34 protein-coding genes and 12 pseudogenes are annotated in these 26442 nt (G+C 31.7%); 10 read left to right on the top strand and 36 right to left on the bottom strand.

The window, feature by feature from the left end:
• Positions 1-26 precede the first annotated feature (26 nt).
• Positions 27-464: a methyltransferase domain-containing protein gene (locus tag AZF37_RS01530; protein WP_162473806.1), complete on the bottom strand. Its 438-nt coding sequence runs from the start codon at positions 462-464 to the stop codon at positions 27-29.
• Positions 465-669: 205 nt separating this feature from the next.
• On the opposite strand from AZF37_RS01530, the gene AZF37_RS01525 reads away from it, so the two are divergent.
• The 3 genes from AZF37_RS01525 (at position 670) to AZF37_RS11265 (ending at position 1861) form a co-directional block, all read left to right on the top strand.
• Positions 670-1146, top strand: coding sequence for a TetR/AcrR family transcriptional regulator (locus AZF37_RS01525; protein WP_088369275.1), 477 nt, complete (start codon positions 670-672; stop codon positions 1144-1146).
• A gap of 279 nt (positions 1147-1425) precedes the next feature.
• Positions 1426-1725, top strand: a complete 300-nt coding sequence (locus tag AZF37_RS01520; RefSeq protein WP_245612004.1) for a flavodoxin domain-containing protein — start codon at positions 1426-1428, stop codon at positions 1723-1725.
• A complete protein-coding gene (locus AZF37_RS11265; protein ID WP_245612003.1) occupies positions 1718-1861 on the top strand; it encodes a hypothetical protein in 144 nt (47 codons plus the stop codon). The genes AZF37_RS01520 and AZF37_RS11265 overlap by 8 nt, the downstream gene beginning before the upstream one ends.
• 150 nt (positions 1862-2011) lie before the next feature.
• Here the strand turns inward: AZF37_RS11265 and AZF37_RS12045 are convergent, their stop codons facing one another.
• From AZF37_RS12045 to AZF37_RS01490, 6 genes and pseudogenes are all read right to left on the bottom strand, one after another.
• Positions 2012-2188, bottom strand: a complete 177-nt coding sequence (locus AZF37_RS12045; RefSeq protein WP_088369274.1) for a ferritin family protein — start codon at positions 2186-2188, stop codon at positions 2012-2014.
• Between the two features lie 97 nt (positions 2189-2285).
• On the bottom strand, positions 2286-2456 hold the full coding sequence (locus AZF37_RS13040; RefSeq protein ID WP_088369273.1) for a ferritin-like domain-containing protein: 171 nt from the start codon (positions 2454-2456) through the stop codon (positions 2286-2288).
• A gap of 175 nt (positions 2457-2631) precedes the next feature.
• A pseudogene (locus tag AZF37_RS01505) lies at positions 2632-3519 on the bottom strand (diaminopimelate dehydrogenase).
• A 110-nt stretch (positions 3520-3629) separates the two neighbouring features.
• Positions 3630-4216 (bottom strand): annotated as a pseudogene (locus AZF37_RS01500) (4Fe-4S binding protein).
• Positions 4206-4388, bottom strand: a pseudogene (locus AZF37_RS01495) (4Fe-4S binding protein); the annotation flags it as partial. The pseudogenes AZF37_RS01495 and AZF37_RS01500, both read right to left, overlap by 11 nt.
• A gap of 629 nt (positions 4389-5017) precedes the next feature.
• The gene (locus tag AZF37_RS01490; RefSeq protein ID WP_088369271.1) at positions 5018-5551 is read right to left on the bottom strand and encodes a MarR family winged helix-turn-helix transcriptional regulator; all 534 of its coding nucleotides are present in this window, start codon (positions 5549-5551) and stop codon (positions 5018-5020) included.
• Positions 5552-6291: 740 nt separating this feature from the next.
• On the opposite strand from AZF37_RS01490, the pseudogene AZF37_RS11255 reads away from it, so the two are divergent.
• Both AZF37_RS11255 and AZF37_RS11250 read left to right on the top strand, forming a co-directional pair.
• Positions 6292-6687: pseudogene (locus AZF37_RS11255) on the top strand (EamA family transporter).
• Positions 6688-6850: 163 nt separating this feature from the next.
• Positions 6851-7123: a hypothetical protein gene (locus tag AZF37_RS11250; protein WP_342668698.1), complete on the top strand. Its 273-nt coding sequence runs from the start codon at positions 6851-6853 to the stop codon at positions 7121-7123.
• A gap of 146 nt (positions 7124-7269) precedes the next feature.
• On the opposite strand, the gene AZF37_RS01480 is transcribed toward AZF37_RS11250, so the two are convergent.
• The 6 genes and pseudogenes from AZF37_RS01480 to AZF37_RS01460 form a co-directional block, all read right to left on the bottom strand.
• A complete protein-coding gene (locus tag AZF37_RS01480; RefSeq protein WP_088369270.1) occupies positions 7270-7629 on the bottom strand; it encodes a ubiquitin family protein in 360 nt (119 codons plus the stop codon).
• 25 nt (positions 7630-7654) lie between these two features.
• Positions 7655-7765: an aldehyde ferredoxin oxidoreductase C-terminal domain-containing protein gene (locus AZF37_RS12040; protein ID WP_162473805.1), complete on the bottom strand. Its 111-nt coding sequence runs from the start codon at positions 7763-7765 to the stop codon at positions 7655-7657.
• Positions 7755-8186 (bottom strand): aldehyde ferredoxin oxidoreductase C-terminal domain-containing protein, encoded by a 432-nt coding sequence (locus AZF37_RS12035; protein ID WP_088369269.1) that lies wholly within the window; start codon positions 8184-8186, stop codon positions 7755-7757. Before AZF37_RS12035 ends, AZF37_RS12040 begins: the two co-directional genes overlap by 11 nt.
• Complete coding sequence (locus tag AZF37_RS13035; protein WP_425425451.1) at positions 8108-8287, bottom strand: aldehyde ferredoxin oxidoreductase C-terminal domain-containing protein; 180 nt, start codon at positions 8285-8287, stop codon at positions 8108-8110. The genes AZF37_RS12035 and AZF37_RS13035 overlap by 79 nt, the downstream gene beginning before the upstream one ends.
• A gap of 16 nt (positions 8288-8303) precedes the next feature.
• Positions 8304-8570: pseudogene (locus tag AZF37_RS12030) on the bottom strand (aldehyde ferredoxin oxidoreductase C-terminal domain-containing protein); the annotation flags it as partial.
• Positions 8571-8683: 113 nt separating this feature from the next.
• The gene (locus tag AZF37_RS01460; RefSeq protein WP_088369266.1) at positions 8684-8899 is read right to left on the bottom strand and encodes a hypothetical protein; all 216 of its coding nucleotides are present in this window, start codon (positions 8897-8899) and stop codon (positions 8684-8686) included.
• Between the two features lie 472 nt (positions 8900-9371).
• Between AZF37_RS01460 and AZF37_RS12025 the strand changes: the two genes are divergently transcribed.
• Positions 9372-9494 (top strand): hypothetical protein, encoded by a 123-nt coding sequence (locus AZF37_RS12025; RefSeq protein ID WP_281178891.1) that lies wholly within the window; start codon positions 9372-9374, stop codon positions 9492-9494.
• Complete coding sequence (locus tag AZF37_RS01455; protein ID WP_088369265.1) at positions 9487-9729, top strand: transposase; 243 nt, start codon at positions 9487-9489, stop codon at positions 9727-9729. The genes AZF37_RS12025 and AZF37_RS01455 overlap by 8 nt, the downstream gene beginning before the upstream one ends.
• Here the strand turns inward: AZF37_RS01455 and AZF37_RS01450 are convergent.
• From AZF37_RS01450 to AZF37_RS01405, 8 genes and pseudogenes are all read right to left on the bottom strand, one after another.
• Positions 9719-10868 (bottom strand): annotated as a pseudogene (locus AZF37_RS01450) (IS3 family transposase). The gene AZF37_RS01455 and the pseudogene AZF37_RS01450 sit on opposite strands and share 11 nt — an antisense overlap.
• A gap of 502 nt (positions 10869-11370) precedes the next feature.
• Complete coding sequence (locus AZF37_RS01440; protein WP_088369263.1) at positions 11371-11574, bottom strand: hypothetical protein; 204 nt, start codon at positions 11572-11574, stop codon at positions 11371-11373.
• Positions 11571-11735, bottom strand: a complete 165-nt coding sequence (locus AZF37_RS01435; protein WP_162473804.1) for a hypothetical protein — start codon at positions 11733-11735, stop codon at positions 11571-11573. Before AZF37_RS01435 ends, AZF37_RS01440 begins: the two co-directional genes overlap by 4 nt.
• A gap of 434 nt (positions 11736-12169) precedes the next feature.
• Complete coding sequence (locus tag AZF37_RS01430) at positions 12170-12421, bottom strand: hypothetical protein (RefSeq protein WP_088369261.1); 252 nt, start codon at positions 12419-12421, stop codon at positions 12170-12172.
• Positions 12418-12621, bottom strand: coding sequence for a hypothetical protein (locus tag AZF37_RS01425; RefSeq protein WP_162473803.1), 204 nt, complete (start codon positions 12619-12621; stop codon positions 12418-12420). Before AZF37_RS01425 ends, AZF37_RS01430 begins: the two co-directional genes overlap by 4 nt.
• A gap of 67 nt (positions 12622-12688) precedes the next feature.
• Positions 12689-12985 (bottom strand): hypothetical protein, encoded by a 297-nt coding sequence (locus AZF37_RS01420; RefSeq protein WP_088369259.1) that lies wholly within the window; start codon positions 12983-12985, stop codon positions 12689-12691.
• Between the two features lie 356 nt (positions 12986-13341).
• Positions 13342-13557, bottom strand: coding sequence for an HNH endonuclease (locus tag AZF37_RS01410; RefSeq protein WP_088369257.1), 216 nt, complete (start codon positions 13555-13557; stop codon positions 13342-13344).
• 1 nt (position 13558) lies between these two features.
• Positions 13559-13738 carry a hypothetical protein gene (locus tag AZF37_RS01405; RefSeq protein WP_162473802.1) on the bottom strand — a complete coding sequence of 60 codons (180 nt, stop codon included), beginning with the start codon at positions 13736-13738 and terminating at the stop codon, positions 13559-13561.
• A gap of 586 nt (positions 13739-14324) precedes the next feature.
• On the opposite strand from AZF37_RS01405, the gene AZF37_RS01400 reads away from it, so the two are divergent.
• Complete coding sequence (locus tag AZF37_RS01400; protein WP_162473801.1) at positions 14325-15026, top strand: helix-turn-helix domain-containing protein; 702 nt, start codon at positions 14325-14327, stop codon at positions 15024-15026.
• Positions 15027-15194: 168 nt separating this feature from the next.
• Here AZF37_RS01400 and AZF37_RS01395 read toward each other — a convergent pair whose 3' ends face one another.
• From AZF37_RS01395 to hflX, 15 genes and pseudogenes are all read right to left on the bottom strand, one after another.
• Positions 15195-15470 carry a hypothetical protein gene (locus tag AZF37_RS01395; protein WP_162473800.1) on the bottom strand — a complete coding sequence of 92 codons (276 nt, stop codon included), beginning with the start codon at positions 15468-15470 and terminating at the stop codon, positions 15195-15197.
• Between the two features lie 4 nt (positions 15471-15474).
• On the bottom strand, positions 15475-16257 hold the full coding sequence (locus tag AZF37_RS01390; protein WP_088369253.1) for a hypothetical protein: 783 nt from the start codon (positions 16255-16257) through the stop codon (positions 15475-15477).
• 12 nt (positions 16258-16269) lie between these two features.
• On the bottom strand, positions 16270-16554 hold the full coding sequence (locus AZF37_RS01385; protein WP_088369252.1) for a glycosyltransferase family protein: 285 nt from the start codon (positions 16552-16554) through the stop codon (positions 16270-16272).
• Between the two features lie 116 nt (positions 16555-16670).
• Positions 16671-16829 (bottom strand): glycosyltransferase, encoded by a 159-nt coding sequence (locus AZF37_RS13030; protein ID WP_425425450.1) that lies wholly within the window; start codon positions 16827-16829, stop codon positions 16671-16673.
• Positions 16830-16846: 17 nt separating this feature from the next.
• Complete coding sequence (locus AZF37_RS01375) at positions 16847-17035, bottom strand: glycosyltransferase (protein ID WP_088369251.1); 189 nt, start codon at positions 17033-17035, stop codon at positions 16847-16849.
• Between the two features lie 101 nt (positions 17036-17136).
• On the bottom strand, positions 17137-17475 hold the full coding sequence (locus AZF37_RS01370; protein WP_088369250.1) for a hypothetical protein: 339 nt from the start codon (positions 17473-17475) through the stop codon (positions 17137-17139).
• A gap of 84 nt (positions 17476-17559) precedes the next feature.
• Positions 17560-18177 (bottom strand): annotated as a pseudogene (locus AZF37_RS10835) (UbiX family flavin prenyltransferase).
• Positions 18178-18276: 99 nt separating this feature from the next.
• Positions 18277-18702: pseudogene (locus AZF37_RS10830) on the bottom strand (UbiD family decarboxylase); the annotation flags it as partial.
• Positions 18703-18885: 183 nt separating this feature from the next.
• Positions 18886-19224, bottom strand: a pseudogene (locus tag AZF37_RS11240) (UbiD family decarboxylase domain-containing protein).
• 47 nt (positions 19225-19271) lie between these two features.
• Positions 19272-19340, bottom strand: coding sequence for a hypothetical protein (locus AZF37_RS12620; RefSeq protein ID WP_342668697.1), 69 nt, complete (start codon positions 19338-19340; stop codon positions 19272-19274).
• A 28-nt stretch (positions 19341-19368) separates the two neighbouring features.
• Positions 19369-19530: a hypothetical protein gene (locus tag AZF37_RS10815; protein WP_172793049.1), complete on the bottom strand. Its 162-nt coding sequence runs from the start codon at positions 19528-19530 to the stop codon at positions 19369-19371.
• 271 nt (positions 19531-19801) lie between these two features.
• Positions 19802-20041 (bottom strand): annotated as a pseudogene (locus tag AZF37_RS01360) (flavodoxin family protein); the annotation flags it as partial.
• Positions 20042-20255: 214 nt separating this feature from the next.
• The gene (locus tag AZF37_RS01355; RefSeq protein WP_088369248.1) at positions 20256-21188 is read right to left on the bottom strand and encodes a glycosyltransferase family 2 protein; all 933 of its coding nucleotides are present in this window, start codon (positions 21186-21188) and stop codon (positions 20256-20258) included.
• Positions 21189-21301: 113 nt separating this feature from the next.
• Positions 21302-22930 carry a DEAD/DEAH box helicase gene (locus AZF37_RS01350; RefSeq protein WP_088369247.1) on the bottom strand — a complete coding sequence of 543 codons (1629 nt, stop codon included), beginning with the start codon at positions 22928-22930 and terminating at the stop codon, positions 21302-21304.
• A gap of 162 nt (positions 22931-23092) precedes the next feature.
• Positions 23093-24347, bottom strand: a pseudogene (hflX, locus tag AZF37_RS01345) (GTPase HflX).
• A 155-nt stretch (positions 24348-24502) separates the two neighbouring features.
• On the opposite strand from hflX, the pseudogene AZF37_RS01340 reads away from it, so the two are divergent.
• Both AZF37_RS01340 and AZF37_RS01335 read left to right on the top strand, forming a co-directional pair.
• Positions 24503-25324 (top strand): annotated as a pseudogene (locus AZF37_RS01340) (ZIP family metal transporter).
• Between the two features lie 231 nt (positions 25325-25555).
• Positions 25556-26299 (top strand): glycoside hydrolase family 25 protein, encoded by a 744-nt coding sequence (locus AZF37_RS01335; protein WP_088369246.1) that lies wholly within the window; start codon positions 25556-25558, stop codon positions 26297-26299.
• The last annotated feature ends 143 nt before the right edge of the window (positions 26300-26442 follow it).

Genomic DNA, 26442 nt, shown 5'->3' with positions numbered 1-26442 from the left:
AATACTATTCCCACTTTGACATTTTTCTAAGTTTTTGCAACCCTATATGAATTGGCATTTTTTGTGCATGGCACCTGTACAGCTAAAATGCCTCCACTATTTAACATTTGAAATAATCTTTGCAAAAGTAAATGCTGATCTGGAATCCACTGAATAGCAGCATTAGAAAACACAATATCAAATGTTCCCAATTCTGATAAAGCAAATTGTACATCTTTGCAAATCCACTGTATATCATTATCTTTTTCTTTTGCTTGTTCAATCATTGATTCCGAATTATCAATACCAATTATTTCTGCACCGGGACATCTATTTTTAAGAACAAAAGTACTATTACCTGGTCCACAACCTATATCAATAATTCTTAAAGGATTTTCTTTTTCAATTTTCCCAACTAAATCAATTGATGGTTGTGTACGCTCTTGCTTAAAAGTTAAGTATAAATTAGGTTTCCAATATGACATATTCATATCTCCTCATAAACTAACTACTTGTCACACTTGTGTCATTTCTGTTTTTTATTATAATGGTATGCGTAGAAAAAAGTCAACATTTAGACCAAAAGTGCTACAAACCTTATTTTAATGTGTCTTGGAGGAAGCTATGAAGACAATCAATCCCTCTGTCAAATATTCAAAATAACAGTTAACTAATGAATTAATCCATCTCATGAAAAAATCATCCTCCCAAATAAGCATAACTGAGCTAGCAAATAAAGCAGGTGTCAGTAGACGAATATTTTATCGCCACTTCAAATCTAAAGAGGATATTCTAATATATCAACTGAGTAAAATAAGCAACGAATATTATCATAGGCTTGTAAACGCACATTTATTAGATACCTATATAATAGCAGAAATTTTTTTCACAGCCTGCTACAATCATCTTTCGTTTTTAAAAGCATTACATAAACAAAAGCTAATGTTCTTTTTATTTTATGAAATTAATAAGCTATTACCACTTTTACACAAAAATGTTGTAACCAAAGAATTTGATGAAAAGTTCCAAAATAATATTGCATATGTAATTTCATTTCAAGCAGGGGGATTTTGGAGTATTCTAAACCATCGGATTGAAAATGAAGCTAATATAAGTCCAAAAGAAATTGCCAAGATTTTGTCAGATATTAATCTCCAATTGATATAAATAAAACAATAACAGAAACTATACATTTAATATTTACAAAGTCTACTTTAAATATGATTTTCTTCATCACAAGATACTAGAATTTGAACATTTTTTTTGCTTCTGCCATCTGATATCACTTCCTTCTTGTTGCCATCAATTAATGAATCTCATTATATTAAATCTAGATACTTTCATTATCACAAAAGAATATCTACTTAATATTAAAATTACCTCTTGCTATAAAAAGTTAAGGATCCTAAACTTAATTTAGAAACTAAAATTTTAGGAGGTATTAGAATGAAAACATTAACTATAATTTATTGGAGTGGCACAGGTAATACAGAAACAATGGCAATGACCATTAACGAGGCTGCAAAAGCTAAAGGTTATGAATCTGTTCTAAAAAGTGTAGAAAATGCTACCCTAGAGGATGTCAAAAAAAGTAACTACTTAGCATTTGGTTGCCCAGCCATGGGAGCTGAAGAATTAGAAGATGAAATGGAGAGCTTCATGAATAACATGACTTCTTCTGAGCTTATTAAGAATAAAAAACCATATTATTCGGCTCTTATGACTGGGGTGACGGAGAATGGATGACAGACTGGGAAACAAGAATAACCACAATGGGACTCGAGCTTATAGTCCCACCGGCTTAATTGTTAATGAAGCACCAGAAGATGAAGATTTAGAAAAGTGCCGCCAGCTAATAGATGCATTTGAAAATAGTAATTAGCTATGATTTTAAACTTTCATTCCATGAAAATTTAAAAATTAAAAACCTAAAACTATTTTTCTAGCAAAACCTAAAAACACCTTAAGAATAATTCTTAAGGTGTTTTTAGGTTTTTGATATTTTATTAAGGGATAGACTTTTAATAGGCTTCTAACTGCAACCTAATTCCTTATCAACGGCGTATTGAGCAGCCATGTTGTCTCCAGCGAACTCAAACTTGTCAATAATATCTAAAGCGCAATCTTCTTCTTGAATTCGCTCTCTGATAAATGAGTGTAAAAAAATCTCACTTGCATAGTCTCCGTTTTTCTTTGCTATATCATGCATTTTGTATATTGATGCTGTTACCTTTTTTCATGCTCTAAAACTGCTTTTGCAATTTCAAGGGGAGTTTCTTGAGTAACTACCGTATCATTGATTGCTTTTAATGTAAGCATAGCATCTCTTTTTGTACAAACTCAATAAATTCATCTGCATGTTCTAGCTCTTTCTCATATTGCTTTTTCAACCAACTTGCATATCCTTTATAGTTAAGTTCATGCATTTTAATTGACATAGCAAGATAGAGGTAGGCAGAGCTAATCTCAAATTGAATCTGTTCATCAAATTCATTAAGTTAGCTTGCACTAACTATATTCTCTTTTCATTAAAAAGTCAATAGTTCTAAACATTTTTATTTTTTTTAGCAACACATAAAAAAGTAAGTTAAAGCATTTTTAAATACTTTAACTTACGTAATATTCTCAGTATATTTAATTACATGATTTTTTCTAAACTAACTTCTCAATCCATTCTGCCTTTGCACCTGGCAAACAATCTACTGGAGGAATCTCAATCATTGTATAACAACCAGGCTCTTGTCTCATAGTGGCTCTAGCACAAGCAACCATAATTTGAGCTGTTAATGCCGGATTATCCATAGTCATTTTAAAACTAATTCTCTGATTATTTACATCAGAACTCATACCAATGCGCTGAATATCTACACAGTGACTTGAGCTTTTCATCTCATTAATATTTTCAACTTCAATAACATGAGTTTCATCATTTATAAAGTAAAGATGATTTTTCACTGTTTGTGCTACTTTTGAAAAAATCGGTACCCTCTTTTAATTGCACATATACCATTCTTCTATGAATTCCTGCTCCCATTGGTATAGTTAATGAAAAGGCATCCTCTACACCTTCAATTTCACGAACAACAACAGAATGTCCCATACTCATTCCAGGTCCAAAATTAGTATACGTTATGCCCTTAGGAACCATAGCTTCCATTAATGCACGCATTACAGAATCACTGCCCGGATCCCAACCTGCAGACAAAATAGATACGCTTTTGTTTTCTTGAGCAATTTTTTCTAAATTAGCTTGAGTCGAAAGCACTTCACTATGAATATCAAAGCAGTCAACTGTATTGATTCCTTTTGCTAAAAATTCAGACTCAATAGCTGGCGCGCCAAGAGAAGGGATACTTAAAATAGCCACATCAATTTTTTCTTTTACTTGATCAACGGATTTTACAATTGGTACATTAATACCTAATGCTTCCACCTCGTGTATTTTTTGGATTGCTACTAAATTTAAATCAGATTCATTTAATGCAGCCTGTACCACTTTTTTCCAACATTTCCGTAGCCTACTACTAATACATTTGTCATTTTTTCACATCATTTCTTATTTTAGAATAACTATTATTATATCATAATTTTATTTTTTTAAACATTTTTCAAATTTTATTGCTTTGAACCATTAAATAAAATCAACTTCCTTAATCTTCTTTATACTTCATTTTACAGATAGACTGAGTCATTGTACCCATAGGACAATAAACACACCAGCTTTTAGGTTTAAAAAGAAGCATGCTAATTAAACCTAATAAAGTAGAAGTTAACATAATACTATAAAAGCCAAAGGCAAATTGAGCAAACCAAGGGGCCACACCACCATAATAGGCCCAATGCCAAGGAACTTTAAATGTCCAAAAAGCGTTACAACCGCCTTTAAATCATCACCTCTAAAAACTAAAAAAGTATTAATAATCATTATCACAAACATAGTCATAAAAAATAACAGAAAGCCATATCTAAAATAGGGACTCCGCATCCACTTAGGCATAGATTTATTTCTAGACAACTTAAAACGATTACCCAATAATAGAAGTAATTTACCTCTGCCACAATAGTTATTGCAATAGCCTTTTTTACCACCAAACAATGCAAAAATAATAGGAATCATAAAACAGAGCATGCCTAACCAAGCAAATACAATATTAAAAAAACCTAGTAATAAATATACAATTGTAAAAATATAAAGATAATCTGACCATCTTTTTTGCGCATTTTTGTTAGTTCTCATTATTTATTGTCCTTTCTCTCATAACAATAGTATCTGCTGGATATGCCTTAATACATTTTCCACATCCAACACATGCTTCAAAATTAACCATTGCCTGTATTCCCCTAGGAATTTTAATAGCCCCAACAGGACAAGCAGACAAACAAGTACCACAAGCAACACAATATTTTTTCTTGACAAAAGCATTTTTCTCATATTCTCCCTACTTTCAGCTTTAGACTTTAGGTATTATTATACAAATAGTTATTACTAGACTCAGCGACTTAATCACATTAAGATTCCTTTAATAAAGAATATTGCCAAATCTAATAATTTAAGACAAAAACATATCATCTATTTCATATATTGAAGGTAAAAAAATTTAGAAATTAAATTGACTACACTAATTATTTCAGCTACCTACTTAGAACTATGGTTAGATGGTATTCTTTCAACTTTTTATCCAGGAGGGATTAATAATAGTCTCATTTCCAGATAAACACAGCCGGAATCTGGAAATGATATTTTTACAATTAAAATTATTGCTGATACTAAGGAATCAAGAATTTCCATTGAAAGTATTGTCTACAAAACATGGTTCAAAAAAGAGTTATTGCCTTAATTATTTCTAATCATAATTAAATTCTAAGAAAAGTAAACTATCCTTCTCAAGGACTTCATTTTGCAACACTTAATTTTAAAACAGATTCAGATTTTTATATTCATGCTGACAACTAGTTTATAAAAACACAACTTAATCAAAATAGAAGTCTGCTTTTATAAAAGCAGACTTCTATTTTGATTAAAAAATCTTTAAAGCTATTAATCACCATCATTACCATGGCGTTCTTTATAAGAATGTCCACACATCCTTTTTCTACGTTGATTTTTATTTCTTTTATCACTGTTGTAATAGCAATCTTCATTCCATGATGTTAGTAATTTTTCTAAAAGATTACTCAAATTAAACTGTTCTTCTTCAGATAAAGAAGAAAAAAGCTCTTTAAATTTAGTTTGTTGATCATTCATACTTTCTTTAAGAACTGCTTCTCCAAGATCTGTTATAGAAATAACTACCGAGCGTTTATCTTCTAGATCTTTCGAACGACTAATCAACCCTTTTCTTTCAATTTTACATAGAAGTTGACTTAATGAAGCCGCCCTTATTCCCATAATCGCCAAAAGCTCTCCTTGAGTAACAGATTCCTTTTTAGATATTAGCATCAATATTCGGAATTGGCTAGGATGCATACTGCCACCATACTGATGCCCTCGACTTAAGCTATGTGAGCACCGTCGAAAAAGCGTATATAGTTTTTGCGATACATCTTTGTTTTCATTTATAGTGTTATCCATAATTACACCTCCTTTAAATACTTAGGTACCTCGCATTTATATATTAGCACCTTTTTACTAAAAAAGCAAGGCAATTATTAAGGTACCTATTTATTGGTCATATTAAGAGAAAAAGTAAAATAGTAAGCTAAATCATAAGACTATTGAAATACCTAACAAGCAAGGTAAGTAAAACTTCATATCTAAAAAATGCTTTCTAGAAGCTAGTATTCTTTTTTATAAAAAGGTCTTCTTCTAACCTCTTATAAACTAATATTTCACATAACATGTCACTAAACGTTTCATTTTCAAGTTCAGCATTAGGATTTATGCATTAAGAATTACATATTTTTGCTTAAAAACCATACTTTTTTTAAATTTTTAAAGATATCTAATACTTTCTTTAACTTTTTTCAAAATACTTCATTTCTTTTTGAGTAATAAATTAACAATTGTCATTTCTAAGAAAAACTCTTTCTCCATTTTTCTAAAATACCTCAGTAAAAGGTATTTTCATGAAAATTTAATTATTTTGAAACAAAATAATTAGGGCATTTAGCATTAATAATAAATGCTACCTCTAAGTGTATACCAGAAGCAAATAAAATAATATAATTATTACCTCTTGACATTTGCACTATCATAAAGTATAAATAAAGAATCTGTTATTTAAAATCCAGGAACTCTATTTCTAAATTCTATCATAGAAGATTGGCATTTATAAAAACAGTTTAGATTATATTTATGAAAGAGGTCGTAAAATGACAACTACAACTAAAGGTACATTAGGTGCTTTGGTATATTCTTTAATTATTGGTTTTTCTTTTTTATTTTTGAAAATTGCATTAGAAAATAGTAATACAATTGATGCTTTAGCTCACCGATTTTTGTTTGCATATATTATTATTGTTATCATTGCTCTTATTAAAAAAATCTTTATTAATTAAAGGTCGTGAATTGCTTTCTATATTGCCACTGGCTACTTTTTCCTGTTTTATTTTTTTGTTTTTCAAGTTTTTGGCGTTGAGTTAACAAACACATCTGAAGCAGGGGTTATTCAGGCAGTTATACCTATATTTACTTTAATTTTAGCTAGTATTTTTTTAAAGAAAAAACTACATTATCGCAAAAAATATTTACAATTTTATCTGTTGTAGGCGTAATTTTAATATTTAGTATAAAAGGCATGAACGATGGAGGCAGTAAATTAATTGGTATTATTCTTATCATAATTCATAATGTCCTGTTTGTCATTTGCTATTTACAGTATTCTTGCTAGAAAAAACTCAAAAATATTCCGTATTCCGTTTAACTTATGTAATGACACTAATGGGTTTTGTTTTTTTCAATATAATGGCTTTATTTAATCATATAATTAATCCTAACTTAGGCAGTTATTGGCTACCGCTTATTAATCCTTTATATTTAATTTCAATATTATATCTAGGTTTATCAGGATCATTGGCATCATCATTTCTTTCAAATTATTCACTTTCAAAAATCAATGCAGTAAAAATGAGCATTTTCGGAAATCTATCTATTGTAATCACCATTTTTCTGGGGTTATTTTCTTACATGAAGGTTTTTCTTTAATGCAAGTTATTGGCACTATTATTATAATTATTGGGGTTATTGGTACTAATTTACCCGAAATATCATGGAACAAATTAAGTATTGGATAAAATAATTGTAAGGCAATTAACTCAAGTATAAGAACATTTTTTTGACAACAAACTAATTTACAATTTGCAATAAAAAAGAAAGGCTATAATCATTTGATTGTAGCCTTTAAATCTTCTTATCCTCCAGCAAGAACAGACATTAAAATTAGAGAGTGATTGTTTCTTTACATAAAGTTTATCCCCTGCTAGGAAACGAATATCTCTTCCATTTAAAAGAATCCTTGACCAATCTGTTATGGTTCCATCTTCTAAATAGAGTTCTTTTCCAACTTCTCCTTTATACAGTTCATCTAATATTTTTAAAACTGTAAAAACAGTAGGCGTATTATTTTCTGAAAAAGGAATATCAATTGTTAAGTGCCCCTTTTTAAAAATATCTCTATAAAAACCCACACCTTTTACTTCTATTTGAATCAAAACAGTTCACTTCCTATCCCATTATTTATGCAGGAAGATCATTAATAGTATCCTCTAGTCCTAGCTCTTTTAATTTCTCAATTGTTGGAATACCATTCTGGGTCCAATTTCTAGCTTCATAATACTCATCTAACATAGTGTCTTAAATTCTCTTGAGAAATCACTTCTCCTTTAGATACTCCAAATTTTAATGGTTCAACCATAATTCTCTCTGGCATAGTATCTTCTTTTCTAGAGAAACCGTCTCTCACATTAAACATTCTACAAATATTATTCAGACGCTCTCCAACAACCCAAATTTCTTCTTCAGAATAACCCCAGCCAGTTGTAGCTGTCAGTAAATCACCGATTAATTTTTGAGCTGTTTCTGCTAATGCTAAGGTTGCTGGAAACTCGCATAATGTAGCAACATCATAGGTTCCACAAAAATCTTGATTAAACTTAGTTAGAATACCCTTCCCCTTAATATCCAAACGTTCTACAGGATAAGGAACTGGCAACCCAAATACTTCTTGATTTGAATAACCTTTATTATGGTCTGCACCTGTGTAACACAGGTAGCAAAATTCAAACCATGAGCCTTTAGACCTCTAACATCATAAGCAGGAAGTTCCAAGCCTTTTACATGTAGTGCATAGTAGTCAGAGCCGTTACCAATAATTTCTGCAGCTCGTTTAGTACAATCTGCAAAAATTTCTCCAATACCTTCCTCTATAAGCTAACTTACGAAGCATAGTCAATGCAGCATCTGCATTACCAAACTTTAAATCTGCAATATCATTTGTTTTATAAAGGCCTTTTTCAATTAGCTCCATAGCCATGGAAATTGAAACACCTGCTGAAATAGAATCAATTCCTAATTCATCACAAAGTCGATCACCTGCAATTATTGCAGCTGGATCAGAAACCCCAATCATGGATCCTAAGGAATACATTATTTCATACTCTGGTCCTTACGATGAAATACCAGCATAGTCTCCCTCTTCAGACATTCTTACTTGGCTGCAGGCAATTGGGCAATTATAACATGGGTTACGGGTTTTATCAAAACTAGCTAGAGCTCTCTTGGTCCAATAGTTTCTTCCCATTCTTCTTCAGTATTATTTTGCCAATTATAGGACGGAAATACACCTAATGCAGCAGTTGCATCAATAGCACAGGCAGAGAACCCCGTTTTAGAGAAAACAGGATACGCCATTGGACTTGCTTTAAATTCTTTTAAAATAGCTGAAATTGCGCTTTTAAATTTAGCAGAGTCAGCAATTTGCACTTCATTTGTACCTCTAATAGCTTAATTATCACAAACCCCTTATTTAAAGCCATCTCACAACACCCGAATATACAAAAGTAACAATTTAGTAACATTTTTACAGAAAACACTTTTTACCTAAATACAGATTTAATATTATATATAGCAAAAAATATTAACTTAGGGGTTGTATAATTTAATATATCATGTTGTATTTTTATTGTACTATTTTTCATTTAATAGTACCCCAAATTTTGTAGCATAGCAAAGAAGCCAGCCCATTATAGATTGGCTTTTTTGTTGCCCTTTTTTAACTAACAAAAAAAGACATTTCTTTCCAGACTATGTCTTCTCTTGTTAGTGAATACCACTTATCATTAATGGGTACATTAAAAATTATACCACATCATATTTTATCTGTATAGCAAAACTCCTTAAGCTATTTGTGAAGTGAACCCCAAATATTGGACAAATATAAGGAGGTGCATTTTTCATGTCAAAATACAGTGATGAAGAAAAACTAGAAGCAGTACTAAGGGTATTAGAAAAAGGAATGGGCTTAAGAGCAAGTGCAAAAATATTAGGGCAGATAAAAAAGCAGTCTATGGATGGGTAGAAATGTACAAACAATATGGGCCAGAAGGTTTAATAATGAAAAAAGTAGTTATTCTGGTAATTTTAAAGCATCTGTAATAGAATATATGCATGATAAAAAGCTATCTCTATTTCAAACAGCCATTCATTTCGGGATACCATCTGACTCAACGTTGATAGTATGGAAGCGAATATACTATGAGGAGGCTTGGAAGAATGTCAATAGAGTAGATAGAAAAAGTGAAATTAAGTTTTAATAGAAGTGAAAAAATAGTCTTCTTTGGAATTAGGAGAAAGAATGTTATTAGCAGAGTGGGGACGTATAGGGGGTTGTAGAAGCCCTCAATGTGTTCAAAGCAGGAAAGCTTAATTTGAGCAAAGGAAGAAAAAGACCTACGAAGAATTTCTTCTTTTTTCATATATTTAAAAAGGACTCAACGACAGCATTGTCCCAAGGATGAGAAAGCTTAGAAAAAGATTGAATGATACCAAAAGAATCAAGGAGCTTTCTAAAGATAAAAGAAGTATATTGGGAACCTCTGTCAGAATGAAAAATAAGAGAAGTAGAAGGTTTTTGAGAATAAAAGGCTTTGATAAAAGTATCCTTAACAAGAGAAGTATCAATTTTAAGAGAGAGCTTCCAAGCAATAATTTTACGAGAAAATAAATCCATAATAACACAGAGATAAGCAAAAGAGGCATTTAAATTAATATAGGTAATGTCACTAGCCCAGACTTGATTGGGCTGAGGAACATTAAAATTTTGATTTAGGTAGTTAGGGCAATCAAAATTGGGAATAGACCTCGGATGAATAAACCGAAGTTTGATAGTAGGCATTTTAGGAAGATTCATGTCAGTCATCAGGCGGCTCGCTCTACCAATACTGATGTTGATGCCATAGTCATAGGAAAGAAGAGCCTTAATCTTAGATGGGCCAATACGTCTCTTAGTAAGATGACAAATCTCCGAGAATAAGCTGACGGAGTTTTTAATTCTCAATAGTTCTAGGAGAAAGTTTTTCCGAAAAGTATTTGTAATAGGAGCTGCGGTTCACTTTAAGGACATGACAAAGAAAAGAGATAGCGTGCTGAAAACGAAGGGTATGAACAGCCATTAATCTTTGTCTGAGTGAGGCGTGAATATGGCAATTGCTTTTTTTAAAATGATATTTTCCTCCTAGAGTCGAGCATTACGCTTTTGAAGATCCTTAATCTGCTTAGCGGTTAGAATAGTATCATCATCAATTCTAACCTGAGAATAAAGTTTAATCCACTTGTGTAAAGCAGACATGGAGACACCATATTCTTTAGAAAGTTGGGATTGAGTTTTACCGTTTTGGTGTAAATTAACAATACTTTTTTTAAATTCTTCATCGTATTTCTTGTAATTATTCATAATTTTATCCTTTCTTATGTGTCTACTTATTTAAAACATGTTTCACTTTTTCCTGTCTACTTTTTTAGTATATGTCCAAAAGGTAAACTCTTATCATAATGTAAAGAAGGCTATGCAGTCAGTATGGATAGTATGTGATAAGTGGGACAGTGACAAGATAGAACACATAAGCATATTCGATTCAGAAGATAGAGCATTGAATGATTATAAAAGAAGAAAGAGGCATATGTCTATTAATTTTACCCTCCCTTCTATAGAAAAACTGCTTATGTATATTCCTTACCTTAGCGACGGTTTCCTGCATTTCTCTTTTCAAGTTCCTAAAGGTGGGAAGGATTAAATATTTCTTTATTATTCCTTATTTTCTCTTGTTAATACCATGATTCAATCCTCCTAGTCATTAAACTAAAGTTTTACTGTTGGAGTAAATGGTACTTTAGTTAAGCCATTAAAGCCCCTAGACTTATAGTCATTCTCACCATGTAATAGTACAGCAACCTCATTAAATACATTGTCTCTCTTCTTCCGTTTTATATTCCTGTTTTGATTTTAACAAAATAGTCCTATCGTCGGAGTATCCCTCAGAATGAATAATAATATCATATGTATCTTTTAACATATTTTGAATATATTTAATTAATTCGTGTTTTCTTCTATTCCGCTGTTGGAATTCCAGGTCATCAACTTGCAATAACCCTACTCTCATCTCCTCATATCCTCATCTGTAAATACGTTCAAATAACCAAGTTGACAACACCTGCTACTAATCGCTTCCCCTCTATCGCCAAACTTTTCGGCAACATCATCAAGTTTAAAATTACTTGTGATGATTGTTATTAAATTCTGATTGTTGCGATAATTAATCAAGTTGAACATTTCACTAGCTACGAATACTGTTAAATGTTTTCTTGATTTTTTCAACATAATCACTTGAAGTTATGAATTTTACGATATGCTGTTTAATCTAAGAGCTTTAGCATCTTGCAAGCCAGTAAGGTTTTTCCTGCTCCATATGAGCCGTAAATGTAATAGCCTAACCAATCGCTATCCATGCTATTTGAATTTACTTTTTTTAAGCAGTTGTAATTGCCTGCTTGTTCTTGTAAACGTCAAAATCAATGGTGTCAATTTCGTCTATGTATTTAGCCGGGATAGTTGATTTAAAGGATTTGGCTTTCATGCAATCACATAGACTATATGTGCCTTTACTCCCAAGCATATAGCCAGTGTGTCTTTGCACTTATTGCATTGATAGCTTCTAGGCGTGTTATTTATTTTTAATTTATCGAGCATATTCTTAATCACACTTTATCCTCCATTCCACTGTCCCATTTCCTTTTTGGCTCAAACGGCAATGTTTGTCTTTTAGGACTACCCTTAATTTCATATACAATTTCCCAGCTATTCACGATAGAATTATTAAGCATCTGCTCTCGTTCTGAATCATTACTTGCTTTATTAAGCTGATTAACTAGTAACCTGATAGCCTTATCCGTGTTTTTAGCTTTAAGTGATTTTCTAAGTTCTAGAAATTCAAGAAATACTGTATTCAAGATTCAGATTCAAAATAAACCGCTTTCTTCTTTTCTTGTTTTCGCACTGATTTTAGTTTTGATGAATCGTCCAACGTATCGTTAAAGATAGGGGGTACGATTATATCCATATCTATATCTATATCATTAATATAAGTATTAAGTATTAATAGTATATTAATCAATCCTTGTGTTAAATCTCCGTTGTCGTACTTTCTCATCGAATTAAGTACATCCCTAATCAAGTTCTTATTTTAACCCTCTTCAAATCTCTTGTAATACAGTCCTCTATAGGCTTTCCACCCTTTGTAATACCATATGTTTAGGTACTTTAATATAGCTTCTTGCTGGTCTCTTTTGAATGCTTAATAACTCCGTATTTCTCAAATCTTTCAAGCAAATACTTAATAGTATCATCAGTGTACCCAGTGTAAAATGATATTTTTTAAGTGTAATTTGATAGATTCCAAGTAAATTTGAATTAGGGTTGGTAAGTAAAAATAACATAAAATATCTATCTTCTGGTGTAAAGTTGGTGACTTTTTCATCTTCCCAAAAATAACTGTTTACGTTTCTGTTTGCCATTTTTAACACCCCACCTTTATGGGCGATTATACAAAAGCCCTCCAAGGCTACTTACTGCTCTGTAAATATTTGAATATTGAGAGTAAAGGGTAAATGGACCCTGTATAACATTTACTAATCCAAATTCCGAAATAGCCTTTGCTACGGTCTGATAATCTTTATTGTTTTTCGCAAATTCATCTTCATTTAAAATTACGTTGTCATAACATTCATGGAATATATTTAGCACTTCAACAACTTCTTTATGTGATTGTTTTAAAAGTTATCCTTCCATTTTAGAATCATCTTTGATTGCTCTGTTTTCATTGCTAATTTAATTATTTCATCAGAAGATTTTTGCGCTTCTGTTAGATCAGTTAACTTTCTTTTTCCTTTTCCCCTGTTACAGTCAAAACAAGAGAAGTAATAAGATTTTTTATTCCGTTAGTTCCACCCTCTGCAACCGGCTTTATATGGTCAACTTCTAATACCACTAAAGGTGATTGCCTACCACAATATTTACAAGCAAACATATCTTTTTTAAAAACTTCAAATCCAGTTTTTTCACTTAATGATTTTCTGTTATTTGCCATTTTATTCCTCCTTAACTTTCACTTTTATAGTCTCATATTTTGCGATTCTTTCATCTGCCAATTCATGAAAATATTGCACATCTCTTTTAGCTAAATACTGTCTTATTGAAGCTACACAAGGCTTAGAATTACAAATATAATCATCACATAAAGCCCTGTATCTTTCCGATTCTTCAATCAATAATTTTAGCTCTTTTTTCGTCAATTAAACATTTAATTGTTGTTATTAAAATAACTCCTCTCCATTCTCTTTTTGTTCAGCCTTTAAACTCGCTAGGAGTACCCTTAACTTTCCCAGCCATTCATGATTGAATTGTTAAGCATATCAGTTCGCGCTCTTCATCACTGTTAGCCTTAAAGCATTAATAATATATTAATGAAGCCTTGTGGTAAGTCTCCATTGTCGTATTTTTTTATTGCATTGAATATACCCTTATTCTTTTATATTTGACTTTCTGTATCCATAAAAGAAATTATTAGCTCTTCCTTTGTAATATCTTCGTTTTCTTTTTTCTAATCTATATTGACTTGTTTCTTTAGATAACTTATGCTACCAATATAGATAATGACACATTAATATACTTATCTTTATATTAAGACACGAAAGAATGCTAGTAAGCTCTACTGTGTCCTTTTAGTAGTAAATGACACAAATATATGTGCATAGGAAAATGAAATGCAAAAAAAGTTGAAAAATCAACAAATAAACATTTAGGAAATCATAAGAAAATGAATGTAAAACAATCATTTTCAATTCAATTAAAAAGTTGCGAAAATTAGGAGAAGTTACACAAGCTGAATTAGCTAGTTATATAGGTGTTTCAAAAGGGAGTATAGGATTTTATGAAAAAGCTGAAAGAACACCTGATATTGAAGTTTTGGCAAAAATAGCAGACTTCTTTGGTGTTACTTTAGAATATCTATTAGGTTGGAGCGACAATCTATTTAGAGAAAATTTAGATGCTGGAAATCAATTGAAACTCTCTGATACTGCAATTGTTAACATTTTTTGTTTAGATGAAGAAAATTATAATCTAAAACGTTTATTTAATCATTTTCTTGAAAGTAAATATTTTTTTGAATTTATGTTTGCATTAAATGACTATTGCACAGGTACATATAAAAAATATTTTAATGATGGTAAGGATTATGTTACCTTTCATTTAACAAAAATTATAGAGTTATTTAATGATATTTTTAATGATTATACCGAAATTGAAAATACTCTAGAAACTATAAAATTATGTGAAGAAATGGGCTGTACAATAGAAGAATATGGGCACAAGAATTATGAAAACAAAATTAGTAAATTAAACGAGTATGAAAAAAATAACATGCCTTCCCTAGCAGAAATTGAACGGATGTATTTATTGCCTTATGAATCAGAAATAGATACGCAGTCTCATAAAATTAAAATGAAAATCCGCAAAAAATACAGTATCATTTTAGCAGTATTATCTGCCACATAACTATAAAATTCAGAGTATTCATTAATAAAGTAATTAGTATGGATTCTGTCTAAGCTCTCTCCTAAAGCAGGGGAACCAAGAAAAATACAAACAGCAAAAAGTACAATACCTTGTGGTACTCCACTTTTCTTAAAGGAAAAAGTATTTTCAATAAAGCTATTTATATAACTATAACGAAAGCCGTACATTACTGGAAATGCTAGAATAGGGATAAATGTTATAGCATAATGCGGAAAAACATACCCCAACTGCAGCATTGGCTACAAAAGTAAGCACAAAGCCAACAAAGGTAAATGCTATAATCATTTTTCCTGATGTTGTTTTTATCTTTTTAAGCATTAACATAATTGGTGTAACAGCCATAAAAGCAATCAATGTTGTAGTACCTAAGGCACCACCTTCATTTAAAAAGAAAAAATCTCGCCAACCGCTGAAAAACATCATTCTCTTATCGACAAGGAACAAAACCACTTTTTATAAACATTGTACGATCTATATAGGCTGCCAATGCTCCATTGGCTACTAAATAGATTATAAATGGTAACATAATAATGGCTACACCTAATATAAATGTTAACGGATAAATTAATAAACGTTTATATTTTTTAATAATAATAGAGTGAACTAATATTACAAAACAAAATGCTAGCCATAGCATAGGAATATTCGGTCTCATTAATAAAACAGCTCCGAAGGTTCCTCCCAAAATAAGAATTTGGTGAATTTTCAAGCTATAGTTCTGTAGTGGGTATTTAGCCAATATATAAAGTGCAATAAAGCAAAATGGTAATGCAAATTCCTCTACCATATTACCTCTATCGAAAATAAAAACTGTTGAAATTATAATAAAAAGGGTACTAAAAATTGCAATGTTTTTGTTAACATGCATTTTAAACATCTTATAGCAAAACAGAAAAGCGATAAATAATAGAATTCCTTCAAAAACCCATAAACTTAATGTTCCTCCATAAATACCCAACATTTCCATAAAATAAAAAACTGGACCTTTACTATCCCGGATATCAATATAAGGGGTAAATCCTTGATTCATTAACCAGCCAACATAATTATAAATAGAAGAATCATCCCACGAAGGAGCTTTTCCCGCTCCAGGCGCAAATAGACTCTGCAATAATAACAACAATACACCTGATAATATTACAAAATACGGAAATAACCTTCTTAAACAGACGACAAGCTTACTTTCTTTTTCTAGTGATATGTTTTCCATAGTTCAACTCCATTACTTAGTAAATCTTAGCTTAATTGTTGTAAAAACACTATTGCGCATGGTTTTAAAAACACGCATTTTACTTTCACCCAACTTTTGATCATAGCGGAGTTCAAAAGGAGCCTCGTCAAACCGGGCTCCTGTTTTATGTAGCTTATATAAAACTTCTATCATACAAGCAAAACTATTTTCTTTAATAAAATCATATCCATAAATTCCAATAGCTTTATCGACAGCATCATATGTATAGCAACGGTAGCCACAAGTGTAGTCTTTTACATTAGGAGCTCTCATCATTAAAGTATAAAAGGATTTTGCTCCTGAGCTTAAAAAATTTCTATGTTTTGGAACACCTACAATTGAAGAATCCTCACAGTGTCTGGAGGCAATAACAACATCTTTGTTTTCTTCCTTTATTTTTTTAGCATAGAATGAACATATCGTGGCTCATGAGTGTTATCTGCATCCATAATTAATCCTAAGTCACCTGGTTTTCCATTTTTATGGAAATGGCGGAGACCAGCATTAAACCCTGCTCCTAAACCAGAGTTTTGTTCATGAGCAACTAAAATTACATTTTTTATTTTTATCAGCCATTTTTTTGAATAATAGCTTTGGTGTTATCTTTGCTACCATCATCAATACCTATTGTATTTAAGTTATATCCTTCTTCGTTAATTTTATTCTCTTCTGCAAGCCAAGAATTTATTAAGGTTTCAATATTTTCATCCTCATTATAGCTTGGTAACAAAACAAATAAATTATTCACTTTTTTCATTTCCTTTCTCTCTCAATAGATTAAATGCATATTTTCTTATATAGTAAAGAACAAAGAATGGCAATGCAACTGAAAAGCCTTTGCTAATTAATAATCCTAAGTCACCTAAATTTTCTAAGCCTATCGGCTTCATAAATAGCCATATAATAGTTGCAGCTAAGACAAAGACCAAATAGGAATATAATTAAACCTGGCACTCCCAATTTTGTATCAAACACCTGCTTAGAAGACAAAGCATAGGATAATAAGAATCCGGCAACATTTCCAGCTACATTTGCTGTAGTTAAAACAGTTGTTTCAATAAGTCCATCTTGTCCAAGAGGCGCTAAACCCGTAATTAAGAACACAATGGCTGTATCCAGAACCAGTGCTAAACATGAAGCTATGAAATATATAATAGGTGCTTTATATTTTTTTAAAAGTGCTTTCATTTCTTTCATTTTTCCCTTCTCTCTTATTCTTCAAGTACCTTTCGTTTTAGCAGAAAGAAAAACCTAAAACAATATTTTTAATAAAGTATTGTTCTAATTAATAACCAAAAGACATCTCTTAAATAATTCATGTTGAATATTCAACTGATCCAATATTCTACCTATAGTAAAATCCACAATATCATCTATAATATCATCTATAGTTTTTGGATGATTATAAAAAGCAGGCATAGGAGGAATAATAGCCACTTGAGATTGAGCAAGTTTTAAAAGATTTTCTAAGTGAATTGCACTTAAAGGAGATTCTCGAGGCAATAAAATTAATGTTTTCCTTCCTTTATAATAACGTCTGCAGCCCTTTCAAGTAAGTTTCGAGATGATCCATAAGCAATAGCAGATACAGTTGCCATAGAACAGGGTGCAATAAGCATGCCATCTGTTTGAAATGAACCACTAGCTATGGTTCCACCAACTTGATTAATATCATAGTAAGTCAATTCATCTTGACTGGCTTTAAAAAAACTTCGCAACTGTTCTGAAGTAAGTAAAACATCCTCTTGAAGTTCCAAGCCCAACTCCTCTTTAATTACTAGTTTTCCAGCAAGGGTAATGGTTAAAAAACACGCTGCTTTTTTCAATCAAAACTTCAATTAAGCGTTTTCCATAAACAGCGCCACTGGCTCCTGTAATACCAACAATATAATTTCCCACAGTATGCCCTCCTATATGCCATATGCTTTTAAATCGACAATCAGAATAGACCACTCTTTCAAAGCCTCTGCTTTCTTCATTTAATGTGGCATCAATAGCAGTTTTAGTCTGAACCCCTCTCATATCAGATGAAGGGTCTAGTTCATGGCCTTGAGAATTAGGAACATGAAAAACATCTCTTTCTGGTATCACACGGGTAGATAAAGCTCACATTATATCTGTAGGATTATAAATATCTAAATCTGCATCTACAACAATTACATTTTTAATATTTACATAAGTCATCATTGCAGCTAAAGCAATATTCTTTGGTTCTCCTGGGTTTTTCTTATTGATACGCACTAAAGCTATAAAACCTGATCCATAAGGAGGAATGTGAACATTAATAACACCAGAGCTAACATAGCTTGTAAATTTCTTTAACAATGGCTCTCTTGGCAAAACATTGCCTAAATTAATATGTTCAAATGAAGCGCCATTAATAGTTTGATATATAGCATTATTTCTATGAGTAATAGCTGTCACCTTAATAATGGGACTAGACCAGGAGCGCTATAATGTCCTGTAAATTCTCCTAAAGGCCCTTCAGCCTCTCTCCTTAGGCATAATAATGCCTTCCAATAACAAATTCAGCTTTACCGGGGCACCTTAATGTCCGAGGTAATACTTTTAACAACCTCAACAGGCTTCTCCCCCTTATTGCTCCAGCTATTTCTGCTTCATCTCCCCCCCATATCGTAACCCTGCGCCTATATAGATAACAGGGTCTGCTCCAATTACTATAGAAATAGGCAATGGTTTTCCTTCCTTTTCTGCTTCATCATAAAAATCTTTTAAATGACGCCACTCATTAATCATAATACTCAATTTATCTTTTCCTTTAACTTGCATTCTCTAAAAAGAAAGATTTTGAACTTCACTATACAGACCTTTACTAACAACAACTCCTCCTGTAATAAATGGACCACCATCTTTTGGTGCATGAATAGGAATAGGTATTTTTTCTAAATCTACAGCATTACCTATATAAATATTTTCCTGACACACGCCTTTTTGAAATACAATTGGTTTTATTGGCTTTTCTAAAGAATCCCCTAAAAAATCTGTAATTTCATTTTTTCGCAACCTAATGCCAAAGCAATTCTATTCATGGAACCTAATATTCCACCACAAACAGAAAAATCTTTATCCTTAACATTCTTTTAAAACGGGGGGGCAGGTCCTTCTTTTTTCTAAGGTTGCTATTACAGCAGACAATTCATATTTAGAGTCCACTTCATTATCAACAAAAACTACTTCATTATATTCTTTTAGCACATCAATAAATGATCTTAAATCTTTAATTTTATTCATGGTAACCTCCTACTGTTTGCCTTGCTTATAGCACAACTTGTTATTTCCACTAGTTTATTAACTAAAGCTTTGCCTTTGTCCAAAGCAAAAGAATCATTTTCAGCACCTTCTGCACCCTGATCAGCAGACCAAATAAAGGCACCTGAGTACCCTCTTGTTTCATTGCTGATAATATTTATGCCTCTTAGCCATCATCATATTTAAAATAGTTGTAACCGTCGCTTCCTGACCACCATTACGGGTTCCACCAACAGCCATTGCAACGCCAAACTTATCTCTTAATGGTGTTTTTGGCTATATGGAACAAAGAACGCATTCTACTAAAAAAAGCCCCTAATTGAGGCGTAGCATTAAGAACATAAACTGGTGAAGCAATTACATAGGCATCACCAGTTAAAAATACTTCTAATAAATCATTCATATCGCCCTTAATCACACAGTTGGTTTTATTTTCCCTACAATAACCACAGCCATTACAGGGTGCTATTTCTTTACCATTTAGCATAATATATTCAACTTCTACTTCTCAGCTTAATTCATATACCTTTAATGATTCTTTAAGAACATATTCTTGGACTCCCGCAAATGCCAATTACTTTAATCATCTTCTCCTCCTGTAATTATGTTTCATAATTATATATTGCTATGAAATTAGCTCACTAAATTATAACATGGTCATAAAAAAGTCAATAAAAACCCTAGTGTCAAATACAATAGGGGCTAGTTTATTTTATATTTTTATAATTTAAAGTTACCATTAATTCATATAACTGTCTATTTTTTTTATTAACAACATCTAGAATAACACCTGTAAAAAAACTGAATACAGCAATTAATAAAAATACTAAAGAAACAAATAATGTTGGGAATCTCAGAACCAAACCTGTTTGAAAAAATTCTATAAAAATTGGAATAAATAAAATTGCACTGATAATTAATGTTAGCAAAGAAAACATACCAAAAAATTTCAGAGGCATATAATCTTTAAATAAAGAAAAAATAGTTTTCATAACCTTCATACCATCAGATATTGTATTCAATTTAGATTCGCTACCATTAGGTCTATCTCTATAATCTACAGGCACTTCTCTTATTCGCATATTTTTATCAAGAGCATGAATGGTCATTTCTGTTTCAATTTCAAATCCTTTTGCTTGAATTGGAAAAGTTTTAACAAACTCTTTATTAAAACCTCTGTAACCAGTCATAATATCTTTCACATTATTTTTAAATAGCTTGTTAATTAGAAAACGTACTGTTTTATTCCCAGAATTGTGAAAAGCTCTTTTATTTTCTGTAAAATAGGTTGAAGATAGACGATCACCAATAACCATATCTGCTTTATTCTCTAAAATCAGATTGGCAATTTCTCGAGCATGGTCAGCAGGATAAGTATCATCTCCATCAATCATAATATAGCAATCAGCATCAATATCCCTAAACATACTCCTAATAACGTTACCTTTACCCTGGCGATACTCGTAACAGACAACAGCTCCTGCTTCTAAAGCAACTTTATCCGTATCATCTTTGGAGTTATTATCATAAACATAAATTGTAGCTTCTGGTAGGGCCTCTTTAAAATCAGCCACAACTTTAGCAATTGTCAACCCCTCATTATAACAAGGTACTAAAACAGCAATTGTCTTCTTATCCATTTCAGACTCCTCTCAATATTTATCTACTTAATCCATTGTACAAAAAATCCTCCTTCTATTCAAGTTTTCAGTAATTAAAAAGCCATCCTTATTAAGAATGGCTTAAACACTTTTTAACGTCTTCTTTTTCTTGGTGGTCTTCTATCTGGTTTGCGTTCAGATAAAACAGCTTTTATTCTACGACCTTTAATTGTCGTATTAACCATGGCTGTTTCCACATGCTCCACCTCTTCCGCTGGCACATCAAAATAGCTGACTTTGTCATTAACTGTAATTTTACCAATTACTTTTCCTGAAAGACCTGTTGCATTAGCAACTGCACTTAAAATATTATTAACGGAAATATCATTTGCTTTACCAATATTCATTTTAAAAGTAACCATATTTTCATCACTATGAGAGCGACTCATATTTTCTTTAGTTAGCAATGGATTATTTTTCTTTTTAACTTTAAGTTTCATTTTAATAAGAGCGGAAGCAATATCAATAGTTGTATAATTTTCTTCCATTAAAGAATCAATTACAGCTGCATACTTTGATAAATCTTTACCTTTTTCTAAAATTTCTTTAATATCTTCTATTAATTTATTCTGTTTTGTTTCAAAAATATCATCATTTGTCGGAATTGCTTTTAATTTTATTTTTTTGCCAGTAAAGCGTCTAATTTCATTTAACGCATATATTTGTTTTTTGCCAACAACAAATGTATAAGCTTCACCATGTTTACCGGCTCTGCCAGTTCTGCCAATTCTATGAACATAATATTCCTCATCTTGGGGAATATCATAGTTAAATACAATCTCAACATCATCGACATCAATACCTCTAGCAGCCACATCTGTAGCAATTAAAATATCATTAGTCCCTGATTTAAATGAATTTAAAATCTGAGTTCTACTACTTTGTCTAATATCACCATGAAGACCAACTGCTAAGTAGCCTCTACTCTGAAGTTCACTTTGAAGCTCTTCTACCTGTCTTTTCGTGTTGCAAAAAACAATTGAACGGGTGGGATTATAAACATCTAGCGCATTACATAATACATCTATTTTAGCTCCTCTTGGTACCTCAAAGTAATATTGATCAATAGTTGGTACAGTTAACTGTTGATGCATAGGTTTTAACTGTACTGGGTCCTTTTGAAATCTTTTAGCAATTTTCATTATTTGAGCAGACATAGTAGCTGAAAATAAAATAGTTTGTCTTTCTTCAGGCACTTCTTTTAAAATAGTTTCAATATCTTCTTTAAAGCCCATTGTAAGCATTTCATCTGCTTCATCTAAAATAACCATTTTAACTTGATCTAGTTTTAAAACATTACGTCTCATTAAATCCATTAAACGACCAGGTGTTCCTACTACAATGGCTGAGCCAGTTTTCAAAAGACGAATTTGTCTATCAATCGGTTGACCTCCATAGATTGGCGCAGTTTTAATGCCCTCTCTATATTTAGAAAATTTTCTAATTTCATCGGAAGCTTGTATTGCCAACTCTCTAGTTGGGCATACAATGAGAACTTGGGGTTTTCTTGAAGACCCGTTCTCAATCATTTCAATAGCCGGAATACTAAAAGCCGCAGTTTTACCAGACCCTGTCTGAGATAGACCAATCACATCTTTTCCTTCTAATATTAAAGGAATAGCCATTGACTGAATAGTTGTAGCCTCCTCATACCCAATATCATTAACTGCTTTTTGTATGGCTTCTGATATACCTAACTCTGAAAAATTTTTCTGTTCCATATTTACCTCTTTCCTACTCGGTTTTCTTTTACATTAAAGATACTTAATAAAATAGGAAATCTGCTTTCAGGAAACCAATACAAATCATCCAATGTTATAACGCCCTATCTTCAATACACTTAATCATAACATATCCCTATATACTTGTCATGCTATAAAAGACTACTTAAACCTATATTCCTGGTACTTTTCATAGTCTTTTTCTGACATTCTACCTTCATTAGAATGCCTTCTTTTTTATAAGTGGTTGAAAGCACAGTACTGACTTGATTAAAATAAGCCTCAACATCTCCTTTAGAATGAGCAATTCACAAAGCAGATAGTCTTTATATAAGTACTCCTTAACTATTCCTACTAATTCCTCAATACCTATGTTTTCTTTAGCTGAAAGATATATACCTTCTCTTACAATTTTAGGAATAACCATATCTAAGCAATCATTTTTATTAAAAGCATAAATCATAGGAATAGAATCTACGCCAATATCATCAAGGGTTTTTTCAGTAACCTTTATTAAGTTTTCCATCTTAACATAAGAAGCATCAACAACATGTATTAATAAATCAGATTCTATTACTTCTTCTAAAGTCGAACGAAATGCCTTAACTAAATGATGGGGAAGCTTATCCACAAAGCCAACTGTATCTGTTAAGAGAAAACTCTTTTTATCCTCTAATACAATTTGTCTCACTGATGTTTCTAACGTTGCAAATAAAGCATCTTTTTCAAGAACTTTTTTAGTTTCTTTGCAATGTCCAAATAATTCAATTATCCGATTCATTATTGTAGATTTCCCCGCATTTGTATAGCCTACTAGACTTACAATAGGTAAATGTTGCTTTTTTCTTCTATTTCTTTGAACTTGTCTTTCTTTAACTAAAGTTTCCAGTCTTTTATTTAAAGTGACAATTTTCTTTTCAATTTGTCTTCTATCTAATTCAAGTTTAGTTTTCCCGGCCCCTCTATTTCTTAAAGTTGAGCCACCACCCTGTCTACTTAAATAGAGTCTTGAGCCAATTAATCTTGGAAGCATATACTGAAGTTGAGCCACCTCCGCCTGAAGTTTCGCTTCCCTAGTTTTAGCCCCATAAGAAAATATTTCTAAAATAACCATAGAACGATCAATAACACAGATAGCCAAGGCTTTACCTAAATTTCTTATTTGTGAAGGTGATAACTCATCGTTAACAATTAAAACAGTAGCTTCATTATCCTCAACAACTGCTCTGATTTCCTCTATTTTACCTTTCCCTACATAGGTGTCTTTATGGATTGCCTTTAAATTCTGGGTAACCTGTCCCTTGACATTAATGCCACAGGCTTCAGATAGTTGCTTTAGCTCTTCCATAGAATAATCAAAATCCAATGCTTCCTGATTATTAATATTAACACATACTAATATACTTATTTCTTCCATATAAATTCCACCTGCTCTTTCATTCCAATTTTAACATTATTTGAAAATAAAATCCTCATTTATAGGCATTCCTCATTTAATTGCCTACTATATTAACAGAACAATATTAATGATATAATTAAATTAATAAAGAAAACTTGAAAGGAGATTGCATAATGATTAACTGGTTATTAGGATTAGAAGTTTGGCAACAAGCTTTAGTTGGTACTTTGTTTACTTATGGCATGACTGCCCTTGGGGCGGCTCTGGTTTTTTTAAAAACATTGGCATTGGCAAAAATATTCTAAGTCTAATGTTAGGGTTTGCTTCTGGCGTCATGATTGCTGCAAGCTTTTGGTCACTCCTTGATCCTGCTATCCAGCTGGCTGAAGAAAATGGTAGTATTACCTGGCTAGTAGCTGGTATCGGATTTGCTCTAGGTGGTCTCTTTTTATATCTAGCAGATCGCCTTATTCCTCATATCCACTTTGGTAAACATAAGAAACAGGAAGGGCTGCCGAGCCATATAAAAAGAACTATTCTTTTAGTATTCTCCATAACCTTACGCAATATTCCTGAAGGCCTGGCTGTAGGTGTTGCTTTTGGTGCAATTAGTCAAGCAGCTTCTCCTGAAATTGCTCTTTTAGCAGCAATTTCAGTAACTATCGGTATTGGTATCCAAAATTTCCCAGAAAGGGGCAGCGGTCTCTATTCCTTTACGCCAAGAAGGTTTAAGTCATCCAAAGGCTTTTTCTATGGTCAAGCTTCCGGGTATTGTAGAGCCCATTGCAGGTGTTATTGGCGCTTTACTCGTTACTAAAATAAATCTACTTTTACCTTATGCATTAGCATTTGCTGCTGGAGCTATGATTTATGTTGTATCAGAAGAACTTATTCCTGAAGCTCAACAAACTACTTCCGGTAAAAATCATTTTGGTATATTTGGACTGATGCTAGGTTTCATTTTAATGATGGTTCTTGATGTAAGTTTAGGTTAGAAGAACTATCTTTTGCTAAACTTAACATAAAACACACACAAAAGACACATGCCTCAAGCATACTAATACTTGTAGAACACCCTATACAAATTTTTTCATTTTAATACCCTTAATATATTTAAGGAAACAAGAGTACCGGAATACACCATCCGGTACTCTTGTTGTTTTAATTGGAATTTTTTTAAAATTATACTATAATGTAGAAATGTAAATATTTAAAATGGAGTTAACATGAAAAGAAAAAACAACAGAAAAAAGGCCATTACACTTAAGGATAAGAAAATCCTAATTATAGGAATTCTTCTAGTAGGTCTATTGATGATAGGCGTATTTATAACTTTAATGGTACAACCTCCAGTAAACCACTTTACAATTGGTAATGGCAAAAATTTAAAAGGAATTGATGTTTCCAATCACCAAGGTAAAATAGACTGGCAGGCACTTCCCCATGATAAAATCAACTATGTTTTTATAAAAGCAACAGAAGGCACTACATATAATGACCCTTTCTTTAAAGGTAATTGGCAAAATGCTAGCGAGTACAACTTTCTCAAAGGTGCTTACCATTTTTTCACTGTAGGTACTAGTGGTGCTGACCAGGCTAAAGCATTTATTGCTCAGGTCCCAAAAGAAAAGAATGTACTGACACCTGTAATTGATTTAGAGTTAATAGGTGAAAATAGAGAAGAAATTATTACAGAAATAAGAGTATTTGTTAATAAAATTGAAGAGCATTATGAAGTCAAACCAATTTTCTATATTAATAAAAATACTTTTCATACATACGTAGAAGGTGTTTTTAATGACTATATGATATGGTATGCAGACTATGCTGATGAACCAGCTTTGGATGAAAGTATTTGGACATTCTGGCAATACACTGAATCTGGCTTAATAGAAGGAATTAAAGGCCCTGTGGACTTTAATATTTTCAGAGGAAATAAACAGGATTTAGAAAGTATTATTATACAATAACAAAGCTGTTTTGAATCATTATAAATTTATTTGAAAAAATTACTTAGTTAACTGTACCTAGTTAGCTAAAAAATATCCCATAAATCACCCATAAAAGCACCTTAATTTTATTGAGGTGCTTTTACTTTTAATATGAAAATGGT

Source organism: endosymbiont 'TC1' of Trimyema compressum, assembly GCF_001584725.1.
In the GTDB taxonomy this organism is placed as follows: Bacteria; Bacillota; TC1; order TC1; family TC1; genus TC1.
This window is presented reverse-complemented; position numbering and strand designations above follow the sequence as displayed.

Bases quoted from the DNA above. Each gene is read 5' to 3' on its own strand.
- AZF37_RS01425 (WP_162473803.1), bottom strand. From the start codon at position 12,621: ATGAGAAAGTACGACAACGGAGATTTAACACAAGGATTGATTAATATA.
- AZF37_RS11265 (WP_245612003.1), top strand. From the start codon at position 1,718: ATGGATGACAGACTGGGAAACAAGAATAACCACAATGGGACTCGAGCT.
- AZF37_RS12040 (WP_162473805.1), bottom strand. From the start codon at position 7,765: ATGTTAGATGAGTATTATGAAGCTAGAAATTGGACCCAGAATGGTATT.
- AZF37_RS10815 (WP_172793049.1), bottom strand. From the start codon at position 19,530: ATGAATAAAATTAAAGATTTAAGATCATTTATTGATGTGCTAAAAGAA.
- AZF37_RS01420 (WP_088369259.1), bottom strand. From the start codon at position 12,985: ATGGCAAACAGAAACGTAAACAGTTATTTTTGGGAAGATGAAAAAGTC.
- AZF37_RS01490 (WP_088369271.1), bottom strand. From the start codon at position 5,551: ATGGATAACACTATAAATGAAAACAAAGATGTATCGCAAAAACTATAT.
- AZF37_RS01455 (WP_088369265.1), top strand. From the start codon at position 9,487: ATGGGTAGAAATGTACAAACAATATGGGCCAGAAGGTTTAATAATGAA.
- AZF37_RS01335 (WP_088369246.1), top strand. From the start codon at position 25,556: ATGAAAAGAAAAAACAACAGAAAAAAGGCCATTACACTTAAGGATAAG.
- AZF37_RS01395 (WP_162473800.1), bottom strand. From the start codon at position 15,470: ATGATGTTTTTCAGCGGTTGGCGAGATTTTTTCTTTTTAAATGAAGGT.
- AZF37_RS12025 (WP_281178891.1), top strand. From the start codon at position 9,372: ATGTCAAAATACAGTGATGAAGAAAAACTAGAAGCAGTACTAAGGGTA.
- AZF37_RS12045 (WP_088369274.1), bottom strand. From the start codon at position 2,188: ATGCATGATATAGCAAAGAAAAACGGAGACTATGCAAGTGAGATTTTT.
- AZF37_RS01350 (WP_088369247.1), bottom strand. From the start codon at position 22,930: ATGGAACAGAAAAATTTTTCAGAGTTAGGTATATCAGAAGCCATACAA.
- AZF37_RS01390 (WP_088369253.1), bottom strand. From the start codon at position 16,257: ATGGAAAACATATCACTAGAAAAAGAAAGTAAGCTTGTCGTCTGTTTA.
- AZF37_RS01525 (WP_088369275.1), top strand. From the start codon at position 670: ATGAAAAAATCATCCTCCCAAATAAGCATAACTGAGCTAGCAAATAAA.
- AZF37_RS01370 (WP_088369250.1), bottom strand. From the start codon at position 17,475: ATGAAAGAAATGAAAGCACTTTTAAAAAAATATAAAGCACCTATTATA.
- AZF37_RS01410 (WP_088369257.1), bottom strand. From the start codon at position 13,557: ATGGCAAATAACAGAAAATCATTAAGTGAAAAAACTGGATTTGAAGTT.
- AZF37_RS11250 (WP_342668698.1), top strand. From the start codon at position 6,851: ATGACACTAATGGGTTTTGTTTTTTTCAATATAATGGCTTTATTTAAT.
- AZF37_RS01385 (WP_088369252.1), bottom strand. From the start codon at position 16,554: ATGATGAGAGCTCCTAATGTAAAAGACTACACTTGTGGCTACCGTTGC.
- AZF37_RS01440 (WP_088369263.1), bottom strand. From the start codon at position 11,574: ATGAGAGTAGGGTTATTGCAAGTTGATGACCTGGAATTCCAACAGCGG.
- AZF37_RS01355 (WP_088369248.1), bottom strand. From the start codon at position 21,188: ATGGATAAGAAGACAATTGCTGTTTTAGTACCTTGTTATAATGAGGGG.
- AZF37_RS01520 (WP_245612004.1), top strand. From the start codon at position 1,426: ATGAAAACATTAACTATAATTTATTGGAGTGGCACAGGTAATACAGAA.
- AZF37_RS01375 (WP_088369251.1), bottom strand. From the start codon at position 17,035: ATGAAAAAAGTGAATAATTTATTTGTTTTGTTACCAAGCTATAATGAG.
- AZF37_RS01530 (WP_162473806.1), bottom strand. From the start codon at position 464: ATGTCATATTGGAAACCTAATTTATACTTAACTTTTAAGCAAGAGCGT.